Raw genomic sequence first — 14,800 nt, forward strand, 5'->3', positions numbered from 1 at the left:
TTTTTGCAGAAAAATAAACATTCGTGATCAACAACGACCAGATAAAAGAAATTCAATCAAGAATTGATGACCTGCATAAATATCTTCAGATCGACAAAAAGAAGATAGAAATTTCTAATGATGATGAAAAAACTGCTGCACCAGAATTCTGGGATAATCCAAAAGAAGCGGAAACATTTCTAAAACAGCTTCGTTCCAAGAAAAAATGGGTGGAAGCATACGACGAAATCAATAGCCAATTTGAAGATTTACAGGTTTTGGCAGATTTTGCCAAAGAAGATCCGGATTCTGAAAAAGAGTTGGATGAAACTTTTCCTCAATTAGTTGAAAAAATCGAAGACCTTGAGTTTAAAAATATGCTTTCCAATGAAGGTGATGAACTTTCTGCGGTTCTGCAAATCACAGCAGGAGCGGGTGGAACAGAGAGCTGTGATTGGGCTTCTATGCTGATGAGAATGTACACCATGTGGTCTGAAAAACAAGGTTATAAAATTCGTGAGCTGAACTTTCAGGAAGGCGATGTTGCAGGTGTAAAAACGGTAACTTTAGAAATCGATGGAGAATTTGCTTTCGGATATTTAAGAGGTGAAAACGGGGTTCACAGATTGGTAAGAATTTCTCCTTTCGATTCCAATGCAAAACGTCACACAAGTTTCGTTTCTGTGTACGTTTATCCTTTGGTTGACGATACGATTGAAATTAACATCAATCCTGCCGATATTTCATTTGAAACAATGAGATCTTCCGGAGCGGGTGGTCAGAACGTAAACAAAGTGGAAACTGCGGTTCGTCTTCGTCACGCACCGACAGGAATTATCATTGAAAATTCAGAATCGCGTTCGCAGCTTCAGAATAAAGAGAAAGCGATGCAGTTGCTTCGTTCAAGATTATATGAAATGGAATTGGAAGAGCGCATGAAAGCACGTAACGAAATCGAAGCCAACAAGATGAAAATCGAGTGGGGAAGCCAGATCCGAAATTATGTGATGCACCCTTATAAATTGGTGAAAGATGTTCGTTCAGGATACGAAACTTCGGATGTAGATGCTGTAATGAATGGGAATATAACTCCATTTTTGAAAGCTTTCCTTATGGCGGACGGAACGGCAGTCTCAGACGATGATCTAGACCTATAAATGTCATATTTAAATTTCGTTAAAATCTTATAATAAATTTCCTTTTGAAGTTTATTAATCTTACTTTTGTTACTTATCAAAATGTATGGAAGATTTCACAAGTTGGAAAGATTTATTAAACCCTGAGTTTTATATAAAATTAGGAGGGTTCTGGTTGGTTTTATTTATTATTTTTGCTGAAACAGGTCTTTTTATAGGATTTTTTTTACCGGGAGATTCATTGCTTTTCGTTTCAGGAATTTTTGCAGTCGAGATCATCAAAGAGACTTTCGGCTCCACAGGGAGCGATTTTTTAGATACTTTTATTTTAGCTTCTGCTGTTGCTTTGGCAGCGATTATCGGAAATGAGGTTGGATACTTTTTTGGAAGAAGAACGGGTTCTGCTTTGTATAAAAAACAAGATACGTGGTTATTCAAAAAGAAGTATTTGTATCAAGCGCATGATTTCTTTGAGAAAAATGGAGCTTTAGCAATCATCATGGCAAGATTTTTACCAGTGGTAAGAACTTTCACACCAATCGTTGCCGGAATCGTAAAAATGGACAAAAAAGCATTTCTAAGAGACAATATTATCGGAGCAATTCTTTGGTCGTTCTTATTGATCTTTGCAGGACACTATCTGGATAAATTATTCATTGATCAATTTGGAATCGATCTTAAAAAGAAATTAGAACTGATTATTATTGTTATTGTTTTAATAACAACTGTACCGGTAATCCTTAAATTTCTATTCGGGAAAAAACAAGATTATTCAAAGTATGAAAATCAGGATTTCGACGAAGAAAATAAATAGAATTAATTTTAGAAACTATATAGATAACCTACTTTTCGGAGTGGGTTATTTTTTTGGAGCTTAATCCCGCTTTCCGCTATATCTTTTTCGCCGACGCTTTTTTTCAAATCCATTTCAGAAAAAGGATGTCGCTGCAATCGGGGCTAGAGTGGAAGTCACAATGTTTAAGATTTGAAAATATTCACAAAGTTTGTCCTTCCGTAGGAATCCAAGCTCGCATCTTTTCATATTATATTTCTAATACAATGTTTAGATTCCTACGGAAGGACAAACTTTGTGGAAATAAATTGAAAAAAGAAAAGGAAATTTTAAATAGGCATTGTTATCACTTGCTGAATGAAACGCCTTTGCGACCGAAAAATATACTCATTTAATTCAAAAGAATTTTTGTGGACTTTGCGTTAAAAAATTAGTGCGAAAAATAAAGATTTACTCATTCTTAATCCATTCCAAAATATTAGGATAAATAATACTATCCCTTTTCCTTTTGCTAAAAAATCTTGGAGCATGACCAGTCTTATCCATAAAAATCAATTTATGAGGAATATTCTGAGCCGTTAAAGCCGAATCAAGCGCCAAACCCTGTTTTTGATTCACCAAAAAATCCTGATTTCCCTGAAACAATAGGGTAGGAACATTAGAAATATTAGCAATCGGACTTGCCTTTTTAAATTCTTCAGACAAATTTCCGCGATGAAATTTCGTTCCCACCACTTTCTGAATAGTAGGAGAAGAATATTTAGAATAAAAAGAATGCAGATATTCAGTGGAATAAAAATCTGTCGGACCGCTTAAAGAAATAATTTTTTTAATCTGATCCGGATTTCGATATCCATATAATAAAGCCAAATGTCCACCTGCGCTTTCGCCGAGCAAAATATAATTATTAGGTTGAAGCTCTGCCTTTGCAGCCAATGAATTAAACTTTGTCACTGCCAAGCCAATGTCTTCCAGCTGATCTCTGTAAGTAATTTTTTTAGACTTTGAAACCAATCTGTAATTCATATTAATGCTCGGAATATTATTCTCAAAAAGCATTTTCTGAATTTGGATCATATGCTCTTTTTTGCCTAAAGTCCAGGCCCCACCATGAACAATCAGAACAACAGGAGAATTTTCCGGATAATTAGATGGAAGAAAAACATCCATTTTCTGGCGTTTATGCTCACCATATTTTAGGTTGTAAATCTTCTGTTCGTTATTCATTCCCACCCAGACTTTGAATTTTCGTGTATTGCATGAATTTAGAACCAAGCCAATTAATCCTAAAACAAAGAAATGGTATCGAAGAATCAGCTTTTTCATAGAATAAAATTACAGAAAAATAGTTATAAAAATCAATCCATGCGGATGATTTTTACCATTGCTGAATGATAACTCCAATTTGCTCATCCATTAAAGCAAATTCTTTTGCATTCCAAGGTCTTAAAGTGATTTTACTTAAATTTGGATGCAAAAGTTCAGGGAATTTTTTACTTACTTTTTCATAAACTTCTTCAATATTTTCTAAGGTGACTGAGGAAACTCGAAGCCCCAACCAACTCTGCTTTCTAGCCCCGATTGGCGCGACATCCTTTTTTGTTGCGGCTGGAGCAAAGCGGAAGCCGTAATAAAAAAGATATAGCAGAAAGCGGGAAATTGCTCCAAATAAAAAATTAAAAAGTCCTTTTTAAAACCTTTAATAATCATACGAAAAATCGAATTAAATAAGTATTTTTGCCCTTTAACAATTATTAAAAAAATATTAAAATCTTATGGCATCTGGTTTTTTTGCGATTTTGGATGATATCGCAGCTTTGATGGATGATGTGGCGGTAACAAGTAAAATTGCAACTCAGAAAACTGCGGGAATTTTGGGCGATGATCTGGCTGTAAATGCTGAGAAGGCTACAGGTTTCCTTTCTTCGAGAGAGCTTCCTGTATTGTGGGCGATCACGAAAGGTTCATTCATCAACAAATTGATCATTCTGCCTGTGGTATTTTTACTCAATTGGCTGTATGCTCCGGCGATTAATTATGTTTTGATTGCGGGAGGTTTGTATCTGGCTTTTGAGGGGGTTGAAAAGATTATTGAATTTCTTTTTCACCGCGATAAAAAAGGTCAAGAAGTCGTGGAGGAGATTGTAGAAGATGAAAAAAGTGACGAAGAAATAGAGAAAGCAAAGGTAAAATCGGCAATTACAACGGATTTTATTTTATCTATTGAGATTGTAATCATCGCTTTGGGAACGGTTTTGGAAGAAAGTCACCCGTTTATTACTCAGATTTTGGTAACGAGTTTGGTGTCATTTATTGCAACAGTGGGCGTTTATGGAATCGTTGCTTTGATTGTAAGAATGGATGATGCAGGATTTAAATTAATCAAAAAAAGTAATGATAAAGGTTTTTTCGGAAAGCTTGGACACCTGTTGGTAAAGGCTTTGCCGATTGTTATTAAAGCTTTAGGTGTGATCGGAACAATTGCTTTGATTATGGTTGCCGGTGGAATTTTCGCACATAGAGTAGAATTTCTTCACCATTTTCTGGAATCTTGGTCTTCCAGCGAAGTTCTTACTATTTTAAAGGAAGTAATTCTTGGACTTGCGGGAGGTATCATTGGGGTGATTCTTTTCACAATTGGAAAAGGAGCTTTTTCTTTGGTGAAACGTAAATAATTTATTTTAAATTTGAAAATATATTAAGCTTATGATTGATTCATAGGCTTTTTTGATATCTTATGAGAAGTTTATCTATTGATATATTAAAGATTGTTCTTGCATTTTTTGTGGTTTTTCTGCATATGCACGCGTTGCGGGATTTTGATGCGTCTTTAAGTTATGTCCTTGTCAATGGACTTTTTCGGATTGCAGTTCCTGTATTTTTAATCATTTCAGGATATTATTTTTTTTATGTTGATGACCTGAAAAAGCTGAAAAAATGGTCTGTAAGAATACTTTTGCTCTATTTGATTTGGACTGCTATTTACTTTCCGATGTGGAAGGAAAAAGATAATTATATTTTGAATATTCTCTTTGGCTATCATCATTTGTGGTATTTAATCGGAACATTTTTCTCCGGACTTTTGTTGTTTTTAGTAAGGAAATTTTCTCCAAAAGTTTTATTAATAATGATTTTAATTCTTTTTGGATGTGGTTATGCTATTCAGTTTTTGGGCAATTCTCATTATTTTGAGCAGGATTATGATTTGGATGTCTTATTGAATTTATTTCCGATGTACAGAAATTTCCTTTTTGTATGTTTTCCGTTTTTGGGAATGGGATTTTTAATCAAGAAATTAGAAATTGATATCAGACAAAAGCCATCTCTATTACTGGTTTTGGCTTCCATCTTTCTTGTTATTTTTGAAGCTTTTTTGAATTATAAAGTTTTAAAATTAAATAAAAAAGAAAGCGTTGATTTATTATTTTCTTTATTAATTGCTTGTCCGTTGTTGTTTTTATACTGCAAAAATATTACCATTAAAACCGATTCTAAAATTTTGGCGAGCATCTCCACCGCAATATATTTGATTCATCCTTTGTTGATGGATTTTGTGTATAAATCGACGTATTTCCCGACGTATCAGAATTTGATTTTTACAGTTGTTTTATTGGTTTCTAGTTTGGTCTTAGTGCTGATTAATCGAAAAATAAAATATTTGCTTTAATAGAAATAAAAAAGAGACTTAAAAAATTAAGCCTCTTTTAATATGATTAGTTAAATAAATCTTTTACTTTATCAAAGAAAGTTTTTTCCTTTCCGGATGGTTCTGCAACCATTTCTCCACTGTCCATTTGCTTTTCGAAGAAATCTTTTTGTTCCTTCGTAAGCTTCTGTGGAGTCCATACATTGATGTGGATAAACATATCACCTTTTCCGTAGCTGTCGATACTAGGAAGACCTTTTCCTGCCAATCTTAAGATTTTTCCTGATTGAGTTCCTGCATCAACAGTAATTTTCACTTTTCCACCAACTGTAGGAACTTCTTTTTTCGTTCCCAAAGCCGCTTCAGCAAAAGAAACATATAATTCCTGGTGAAGATTATCACCTTCTCTTTTAATTACTTTATCTACTTCCTCCTCAACAATCACCAACAAATCTCCAGGAACACCACCGAAAGGAGCATCATTACCTTTTCCTCTTACATTCAATTGAATTCCGTCTCTTGCACCTGCAGGAATGTTGATTGTGATTTCTTCCTCATCTTTAATAAGACCCTGAGCATTGGCTCCAGCCGGAATTTTATCTGCAACTTTTCCGATTCCCTGACAAGTTCCACAAGTTGTCTGAGTCTGCATCTGTCCAAACATCGTGTTCATCACTTTCAACTGAACTCCGGAACCGCCACAAGTAGGACAGGTTTTTGAAGTGGCACCTTCTGCCATCTTCATTTTTTTAACTTTGATGGTTTTCTGAGTTCCATTTACCATTTCCTCAAGATTCAGCTTGATTCTGATTCTTAAATTAGAACCTTTCACTTGCTGGCGACCACCGCCGCCACCGAATCCGCCGAAACCACCACCGCCGAAAATATCTCCAAACTGACTGAAAATATCTTCCATGTTCATTCCGCCACCGAAACCACCGCCACCAAAGCCGCCGTTTCCGCCAACTCCTGCATGACCATATTGGTCGTATCTTGCACGTTTTTGTTCGTCGCTCAGTACTTCGTAAGCTTCTGCGGCTTCCTTGAATTTTTCCTCGGCTTCCTTATCTCCCGGATTTTTATCTGGGTGATATTTGATCGCCATTTTACGGTATGCTTTCTTTATTTCGTCGGCCGATGCAGATTTGCTGATCTCAAGAACCTCGTAATAATCTCTTTTTGACATCTTTTTATATGGGTAATTAGTAATGAGTAATCGGTAATATAAATTGCTTACTACCAATTACTCATTGCTTATGTTTTAGTTTCCTGTAACTACTTTTGCGAAACGAATTACTTTATCACCTAAAGTATATCCTGTCTCAATTACGTCTACAATTTTTCCTTTCAAATCTTCTGATGGAGCAGGGATTTGAGTAATTGCCTCGTGGAAATCGACATTGAAGGTATCTCCGGCTTTTACTTCCATAGCTTTTAATCCTTTTTCTGTCAGTTTGTTTTTGAATTTGTTGTAGATTAATTCAACACCTTGAAGGTCTGCAGGATTTCCGTTTTTAGCAATTTCTTTTATTGCTCTTTCAAAATCATCCAAAACACCCAACATAGAGATCATCATGTCCTGATTTGCGTATTGGAAAAACTCCATTTTCTCTTTTGAAGTTCTTTTTTTATAGTTTTCGAACTCAGCATACAGTCTAATGTAACGATCTTTTTCTTCTGCCAAAAGTTCCTCAGCAGACGGTTGAGCTGTCACATTTTCCTGAGGAGTTGCTTCGTTCTGGATATTTGTATCTTCTTGATTATTGATGCTTTCTTCGTTAATATCCTGATTTTCCATAATTCAATATTTATTTTTCTTAGTATTCACAAACACTCTGCCAAAGAAAAAAATAGGACATTTAGTCAGTGTCTCAAAAATAACATCATAAACATTTTTTTTAGTTTAAATCTAATTTAACATAATATGAATTTTTTGTGCTATCTGAAAATTTTTCTATAAAAAAAGTCTATTGTGAAAATGATTTAATAATCTTTGATTTAATGATTTTATTTATTCATTTTATTTCATTTTTATATTTAATTTATCAATAGTTTGTGATTTATTATTATCAATAATAATGTTTATATTTAACATATACATTAAAGTTTATACGTTTAATCAATGTTTAAATATTAAAATATTTATTTTATGTTCCCTAATTTTATTTATTCTATAAGAGTGTTTTTTTTATTAATCTTGTTTTTGTCTTACGAAATATTTTATTCTCAGAATAAAACTGTTACTGAGTTAGACAGCATTACAAAAGTTTATTTAAAGAATGGAAATTTTCAAAAAGCATTTAATTTCAATTTAGAAGCTTTAAACACGTATAAAAAAGCTGGAAATAGAGAAGGGATTGCAATGGCTAGTATTAACTTGTCTGAGCTATTTTATGTTTTTGGACAGTATAAAGAAAGCATGACATATCTGGATGATATAGCAGGTGATGTAAAATTTGTGAATGATCCTCATGTATGGTCTATGTTTTATGCACGATATGCTAAAATTTACGCTGAATTTGGTTTATTTGAAAAGTCTAATAGAAATTTTGATAAAGCATTAGACTATTTGAAAAAATATTCAGTGATAAGATCTAAAAAACAAATTGCTTTTTTTATTTATACCAATAAGTGGAGTAATTTCGAGGAAATGGGAAAAATAGATTCTGCTTATAAAATGAGGATGAAGTGTCTATGGATAAATCCAAACGACCCATTTGTTTATGGAAATATTGCGGGGAATTTTCTTCAAAATAAAAAAAATCTAGATTCTGCAGAATTTTATTTGAAAAAAGCACAGTTTTACCTTTATTCTAGAAGTTATCCTTCTGTAAGAGCAGGAATACTGCAGAAGTATGGTGACCTTTACAAAGCAAAAGGGCAGAATGAAACGGCTTTGAAATATTATTTTCAGTCTCTTTCAGCTTTTGAAAAAATGAATGATAAACTGAATGTAAAAGATATTTATAAGAGTATTTCTGATATTTATAAAATTAATAATGATATCAAAAATGCTGAAAAATATAATCAAAATTATGCTTATTTAAATGACAGCATTAATGAAAATGGAAAAAAAGTTCTAAACTTTATTGTTGATAAGTTAGAAAAGGAAAAAGCTAAAGAAGAGAAAGAAAAATATTCACTTTATGTTGTTCTTTCTATTGTAATTATCGGGTTTGTTGTTTCACTCTATTTACTTCGAAAGATTTATATTAAAGGGCAAACTAAAACGGTTGAACTTTTAAATGCGAAAAATAAATCGATAGAAATCCATTCTAAGGAAACTCTTAAATTGAGAAAAAAGCTCAAAGTTTCTTATGATAACTTGGCGATTCTTGCTAAGAAAAAAGACCCTTTTTTTCTAAATACTTTTAAAGATATTTATACAGATTTTTGTGAAAATTTATTGAAAAAAAATCCTGAATTAACTGAAAATGATCTGAAAATGTGTGCTTATATCAAACTAAATCTCACCACAAAAGAAATTTCTAATATGGATGAAGTTCCGACAAGAACGATTGAATCCAGAAAGTACAGACTCAAGAAAAAATTGGAATTATTACCAAAAGAGAATCTTATTACTTGGATTCAGGATTTATAATTTTATGCTCCAAAAAATGTTTGATATAATAGGTAAAGATTCAAAACGATAATGATGATCGAGATAATCCAGACACAAATTTTTAGAAATGGTTTGTTTACAAATTCACCCATTTTGGCTTTATCATTGGTAAACATAACTAAAGGAACTACCGCAAAGCTCAACTGCATCGATAGAATTACTTGGCTCAGAACCAGTAATTCTGTCGTTCCCTGTTCACCGTAAAGAATAGCTACAATTAAAGCCGGAATTACTGCAATTAATCTTGTAATCAAACGTCTCAGCCAAGGTTTTAATCTTATATTTAAAAAGCCTTCCATCACGATTTGTCCGGCCAAAGTTCCTGTTAATGTAGAGTTTTGTCCGGAAGCCAATAACGCAATAGCAAAAGCGATACTCGCCATTGAAGCTCCCAAAATCGGAGCCAACATTTTGTAAGCATCATGAATGTCTGCAACATCATGATTTCCTGTAGTGTGGAAAGTTGCTGCTGCTAAAATTAAGATCGCAGCATTGATGAAAAAAGCCAGCATCAAAGAAACTGTACTGTCTAAAGTTGCAAATTTTATGGCTTCTTTTTTTCCTTCTCTGGTGCGTTCATAATCTCTTGTCTGAACGATGCTGCTGTGTAAATATAGGTTGTGAGGCATCACCGTTGCCCCCAAAATTCCAATGGCAATGTAAAGCATGGCAGGGTTTTGAATAATTTCCGCTTTGGGAACTAATCCACCTAAAACTTCATTTATAGCGGGTTGTGAAATAATTAGTTCATAGACAAAACACGCCAGAATTATGAATATCAATCCACCGACGATACTTTCAATCCATCGGAAACCTTTAGACTGAAGCAAAAGAATAATTAAAACATCCACTGTTGTGATGACAATTCCCCAAGTAAGAGGAATATGAAAAAGTAGGTTTAAAGCAATGGCAGAACCGATAACTTCGGCCAGATCGCAGGCAGCAATGGCAATTTCACAGAAAACCCAAAGAATAAAATTGGTTGTCGGACTGAAATGATCTCGACAAGCCTGTGCCAAATCTCTTTCTGCAACAACACCCAATTTTACAGACAAATGCTGTAAAACCATCGCGAAAATATTGGAAATCAAAATAACTGAAAGTAGAGTATAACCAAATTGTGCACCTCCTGCAATATCTGTTGCCCAGTTTCCGGGATCCATGTATCCAACGGCAATCATTAGTCCGGGACCTGCAAACGCAAGATACTTTCTCCAAAAACTTGAATTTTTGGGAACTTTTACGGATGAATAAACTTCTGATAAGGAATGTGCTGTTTTATCTTTTCGCCAGGCGTTTTTTAAATTTAAATTCATAAATTGTTAGAAATGACTAACAAATTTAATTAAATATATCAAAACAGCAAAATCTTAAAAAGGAAAATCCCGAAAAAACTTTCCGGGATTATATTTAGCTTGTATTGAATCGTTTATTTTGCGAATCTTACAGACATTTTTCTGTCTGAAGCTCTTTCTGCATCAGAAGCTTTAGCGTCAACTTTTGCATATTGGCTTCCGTATCCTTCAGCTCCTAAAACTTGTGCACCAACACCTTTTTTGTCTAGCCATCCTTTAATAAAATTAGCTCTGTCAGTAGAAAGTTTTACGTTTTTAGCTTCGTCACCAGTTTTATCTGTGTAACCTCCAATCTTGATTTTTGCATCTGGATAAGCTTTTAAAATAGCCACCAAATTTTCCAATTGTCCTTCAGATCCTGCTTCTAAAGCATTTGCGCTTCCTAGTTTAAAATTCACATGATCAAAATCAAACCATTGAGTTTTTAAAGCATCATCGTTTGCAGCATTTTTATAAGCTCCAGATTTCAGGAAATTGATCATCTGGTCTTCCATTCCTCCTACATATCCTTTTAGTTTTGTTCCATTTAGATCAATATCTTCATCTGTTTTTGTAGCTGTTGAAGTTGTCGCAGTAACAGAGGTATCTGCTGGAGTTACAGCAGTTGCGCTGTCATGGATTACGGTTGTAGAATCCGCTGTAGTGGCTGTTGTAGATGTGTTTTTTTTGTCACATTGCTTCCAAAGGAAATATCCTGCAGCAATCAGTAATAAAAGGGGAAGCAGCCACTTCCAGATAGAACCTCCGCTGTCATTATTTCTTTCAGGAAAAGTTCCTGTTGAAGTAGTACTTCTTGTAACCTCAACTTTTGGTTCTTCCGAAGTCGGTGTTTTTATGGTATCGTTATCGTTGTCAAACTTATATCCTTTTGCCCAATCTCCGAAATTCAGTGAAGCCAAAGAAAGTCCTGCAGGTAATAATGAAGAAATAATCCCTTTCTGATCATTTAATAAACCAGAAATCCCGGATTTGTCCAGATTATTATCAGCAGCATATTTCCCGATAGATCCTACGGTAGCTCCCGTTACTAAATTTAATAATGAGCTTGAAGAATTGTTGCTGATTCCTGCGAAAGAAGCAATTGTGTTTACTAATCCACTTAGTTTGTCTCCAAAAAGAGAAGATAACAATGTAGTAATCATGGAATTGTTAGAAGAGCCTCCTAATAAATTTCCCAAAATTCCACTAGAAGAGGCATTTGTAATGGCATCCAAAACTCCGGGGTTGTCAGAATTGTTTGCCAATCCTCCCACAACAGCAGGTAATAGGCCTCCAATCGCTTTCGAAATACCCGATTCACTTTCTCCAAACTGTGATGCAGCCTGAGATACTAGAGCAGGACCCAATTGTCCTTTAATTAAATCAATAAGGTTTAATGACATAATAGATAATTTTGAGATTAATGTTCTATAAATTTAAACAAAAAATCGTCCAAATATCATTTTTAAATAAAAAATCTTTAAAAATTACAGGAATTTTTAAAGATTTATCAATTTTATTAAGTTGAATTTTAATATGCTTTTGCGAATAAAACTCGTCTTTTAGATGGTTTTCCGGATATCAGAGAAACACCTTCTTCGATATCATCATCCAAAGGAATACATCTGATGGTTGCTTTCGTTTCATCCTTAATTTGCTCTTCCTCTTCAGCTGTTCCGTCCCAATGTGCATAGATAAAACCTCCTTTTTCTTCCAAAACTTTTTTGAATTCTTCGTAAGTGTCAACTTTTGTAATATTGTCTTTTCTGTAATTCGCAGCTTTAGTATAAAGATCTTGTTGGATGGTTTTCAATAATTCTTCGATGTAAGAATCTAATCCGTCGATAGAACGAACTTCTTTCGTTAAATTATCTCTTCTTGCAATTTCTACAGATTTGTTTTCCAAATCTCTTGGTCCCATTGCAATTCGTACAGGAACACCTTTCAATTCGTATTCTGCAAACTTCCAGCCTGGCTTGTTTTGAGTATCGTTGTCGAATTTTACAGAAATTCCTTTTGCTCTCAATTTAGCCTGAATATCCAATGCCACTTCACTGATTTGTTCTAATTGCTCTTCTCCTTTGAAGATAGGAACAATCACAACCTGAATCGGCGCTAAAGTTGGAGGCAGTACCAATCCGAAATCATCCGAGTGAGTCATAATTAAAGCTCCCATCAAACGAGTTGAAGTTCCCCAAGATGTCGCCCAAGCGTGCTCGATTTTTCCTTCTTTATTAGTGAATTTCACATCAAATGCTTTCGCAAAATTCTGACCTAAAAAGTGAGAAGTTCCTGCCTGAAGTGCTTTTCCGTCTTGCATTAATGCTTCAATACAATACGTTTCATCAGCTCCTGCAAATCTTTCAGATGGGGTTTTTAATCCTTGAACTACAGGCATGGCCATAAAGTTTTCTGCGAAATCTGCATATACTTTATTCATTTTTTCTGCTTCTTCCACCGCTTCATCTTTTGTAGCGTGAGCGGTGTGACCTTCCTGCCACAAGAATTCTGCTGTTCTTAGGAATAAACGGGTTCTCATTTCCCAACGTACAACGTTTGCCCATTGGTTGATCAATATTGGTAAATCTCTGTAAGATTGAATCCAGTTTTTATAAGTATTCCAGATAATTGCTTCTGAAGTTGGACGAACGATTAGCTCTTCTTCCAGTTTCGCATCCGGATCTACAATCAGTTTTGATGGATTGTCCGGATCGGTTTTTAATCTATAGTGAGTAACAACTGCACATTCTTTAGCAAAACCTTCTGCATTTTTTTCCTCAGCCTCAAATAAGCTCTTGGGCACAAAAAGCGGGAAATAAGCGTTAACGTGACCAGTTTCTTTGAATTTTTTATCCATTTCATCACGCATTTTCTCCCAGATTGCATAGCCATATGGTTTTATTACCATGCAACCTCTTACTCCTGAGTTTTCAGCTAAGTCAGCTTTAACAACTAACTCATTATACCATTTGCTGTAATCTTCGCTTCTTGAGGTTAATTTTGCCATTATTTTTTTTAATTTTTTTAACTTTTCCTTATTATTGTTATCTAAAAATAAAAATCTATTTTTGATAGATTTTTTGTACCTCTGATTTGGTACATTTTTGGTACAGATTGCAAATATAATTTAAATTAAAAATCTTTACGTTATCATGAAAAAAAATATACATAAAAATTTGCTTGGTATGTTAAAATCCAAAGGGATCTTAGCAATATCAGGTGGATTATTGCTTGTGTCTTGTGGTACTCAGATGGGAGGGTATAGCGAGACTGATGGGGTTTATTACGACCCAAATAAAGACACGCTACCTGAAGGAGTTATCATTAATGGTAATCAGGGAAATAGAGTAGGAGAATATTACGACTACAATCAGGACGATTCAAACGTTATCCAAAACGCTGAAGCCAATTCCAGAGAAGGAAGATATGATGCATGGAATGATTACAGCTATAATAACGGAAATGCTACCGATTCAGATTGGGGTAATTTCGCCGGATCTCAGACAAACTACTATGACAATTCTTGGGGATGGGGATCTCCATGGGGTTGGGGTGGCTGGTATGGCGGCTATAACCCATATTGGGGTTATGGAGGATACGGAGGTTATGGCTGGGGTCTTGGACTTTCATGGGGCGGCTCATGGGGTTGGGGCGGCGGCTGGAATATGGGATGGGGTTACTCACCATATTGGGGCGGCTACAATCCTTACTGGGGTTGGGGTGGTTACTATGGCTACGGATATCCATATTGGGGATATGGCGGTTACTATGGTGGCGGATATTACAATAATTACAGAAGAAGCGGTGCAAACGGAAGAGGATTCAATTCTTACAACGGTAGCTTCGGTAATAAATACGGTATAACTTCTGCAAACGGAGGTTTCAGAAGAAATAATTCGGCTACAGGAGGTTTCAGAAACAGCAATGGTACTACCGGAGGTTTCAGAAATGGAACTACAAATGGAGGATTCAGAGGCAATAATGGTATGAATGGTGGTTTCAGAGGATCAAACGGTACAAACGGAGGTTTCAGAAACCAGGGAGGATTCCGTAATTCAGGAAATCAGCCGAGACCAAACTACAACCAACAATCTCAACCTAGAAATGACAGTGGTTTCAGAAATGATGGAGGATTTAGAAATAGTGGAGGTTTTAATAACTCTAACAGCGGAGGCGGCTTCAGATCATCAGGAGGCGGTGGATTCGGTGGTGGAGGCGGCGGTGGATTTAGATCCGGCGGCGGTGGAGGCGGTGGCTTCCGTGGTGGTAGATAATTTTCAAATTAATAAC

General features: G+C 35.0%; 13 protein-coding genes. 6 read left to right on the forward strand and 7 right to left on the reverse strand.

Features of this window, described 5'->3' with window-relative positions; translation table 11 throughout:
• The first annotated feature begins 23 nt into the window (after positions 1–23).
• Together prfB and ACKX2A_RS18505 are read left to right on the forward strand one after the other, a co-directional pair.
• Entirely contained in the window at positions 24–1,136 is a 1,113-nt protein-coding gene (gene prfB, locus ACKX2A_RS18500; protein WP_415326402.1) for a peptide chain release factor 2, read from the forward strand.
• Positions 1,137–1,221: 85 nt separating this feature from the next.
• On the forward strand, positions 1,222–1,929 hold the full coding sequence (locus ACKX2A_RS18505; RefSeq protein ID WP_415326403.1) for a DedA family protein: 708 nt from the start codon (positions 1,222–1,224) through the stop codon (positions 1,927–1,929).
• 429 nt (positions 1,930–2,358) lie between these two features.
• Here ACKX2A_RS18505 and ACKX2A_RS18510 read toward each other — a convergent pair whose 3' ends face one another.
• The gene (locus ACKX2A_RS18510; protein ID WP_415326404.1) at positions 2,359–3,234 is read right to left on the reverse strand and encodes an alpha/beta hydrolase; all 876 of its coding nucleotides are present in this window, start codon (positions 3,232–3,234) and stop codon (positions 2,359–2,361) included.
• Between the two features lie 52 nt (positions 3,235–3,286).
• On the reverse strand, positions 3,287–3,466 hold the full coding sequence (locus ACKX2A_RS18515; protein WP_415326405.1) for a hypothetical protein: 180 nt from the start codon (positions 3,464–3,466) through the stop codon (positions 3,287–3,289).
• Between the two features lie 217 nt (positions 3,467–3,683).
• Here ACKX2A_RS18515 and ACKX2A_RS18520 point away from each other — a divergent pair, with 217 nt between their 5' ends.
• Both ACKX2A_RS18520 and ACKX2A_RS18525 read left to right on the forward strand, forming a co-directional pair.
• On the forward strand, positions 3,684–4,583 hold the full coding sequence (locus ACKX2A_RS18520) for a DUF808 domain-containing protein (RefSeq protein WP_415326406.1): 900 nt from the start codon (positions 3,684–3,686) through the stop codon (positions 4,581–4,583).
• 62 nt (positions 4,584–4,645) lie between these two features.
• Positions 4,646–5,575 carry an acyltransferase family protein gene (locus ACKX2A_RS18525; RefSeq protein WP_415326407.1) on the forward strand — a complete coding sequence of 310 codons (930 nt, stop codon included), beginning with the start codon at positions 4,646–4,648 and terminating at the stop codon, positions 5,573–5,575.
• Between the two features lie 46 nt (positions 5,576–5,621).
• Here ACKX2A_RS18525 and dnaJ read toward each other — a convergent pair whose 3' ends face one another.
• Both dnaJ and ACKX2A_RS18535 read right to left on the reverse strand, forming a co-directional pair.
• The gene (gene dnaJ / locus ACKX2A_RS18530; protein WP_415326408.1) at positions 5,622–6,740 is read right to left on the reverse strand and encodes a molecular chaperone DnaJ; all 1,119 of its coding nucleotides are present in this window, start codon (positions 6,738–6,740) and stop codon (positions 5,622–5,624) included.
• A 75-nt stretch (positions 6,741–6,815) separates the two neighbouring features.
• Positions 6,816–7,355 (reverse strand): nucleotide exchange factor GrpE, encoded by a 540-nt coding sequence (locus ACKX2A_RS18535; protein ID WP_415329499.1) that lies wholly within the window; start codon positions 7,353–7,355, stop codon positions 6,816–6,818.
• Positions 7,356–7,757: 402 nt separating this feature from the next.
• Between ACKX2A_RS18535 and ACKX2A_RS18540 the strand changes: the two genes are divergently transcribed.
• Positions 7,758–9,155: a tetratricopeptide repeat protein gene (locus ACKX2A_RS18540; protein WP_415326409.1), complete on the forward strand. Its 1,398-nt coding sequence runs from the start codon at positions 7,758–7,760 to the stop codon at positions 9,153–9,155.
• 2 nt (positions 9,156–9,157) lie between these two features.
• On the opposite strand, the gene ACKX2A_RS18545 is transcribed toward ACKX2A_RS18540, so the two are convergent.
• From ACKX2A_RS18545 to proS, 3 genes are all read right to left on the reverse strand, one after another.
• A complete protein-coding gene (locus ACKX2A_RS18545) occupies positions 9,158–10,492 on the reverse strand; it encodes an Nramp family divalent metal transporter (protein WP_415326410.1) in 1,335 nt (444 codons plus the stop codon).
• A 113-nt stretch (positions 10,493–10,605) separates the two neighbouring features.
• Positions 10,606–11,913 (reverse strand): DUF937 domain-containing protein, encoded by a 1,308-nt coding sequence (locus ACKX2A_RS18550; RefSeq protein ID WP_415326411.1) that lies wholly within the window; start codon positions 11,911–11,913, stop codon positions 10,606–10,608.
• Positions 11,914–12,041: 128 nt separating this feature from the next.
• Positions 12,042–13,517, reverse strand: coding sequence for a proline--tRNA ligase (proS, locus tag ACKX2A_RS18555; protein ID WP_415326412.1), 1,476 nt, complete (start codon positions 13,515–13,517; stop codon positions 12,042–12,044).
• 178 nt (positions 13,518–13,695) lie between these two features.
• Here proS and ACKX2A_RS18560 point away from each other — a divergent pair, with 178 nt between their 5' ends.
• A complete protein-coding gene (locus tag ACKX2A_RS18560) occupies positions 13,696–14,784 on the forward strand; it encodes a prolyl-tRNA synthetase (RefSeq protein ID WP_415326413.1) in 1,089 nt (362 codons plus the stop codon).
• The last annotated feature ends 16 nt before the right edge of the window (positions 14,785–14,800 follow it).

The organism is Chryseobacterium sp. MMS23-Vi53 (assembly GCF_047651245.1).
In the GTDB taxonomy this organism is placed as follows: domain Bacteria; phylum Bacteroidota; class Bacteroidia; order Flavobacteriales; family Weeksellaceae; genus Chryseobacterium.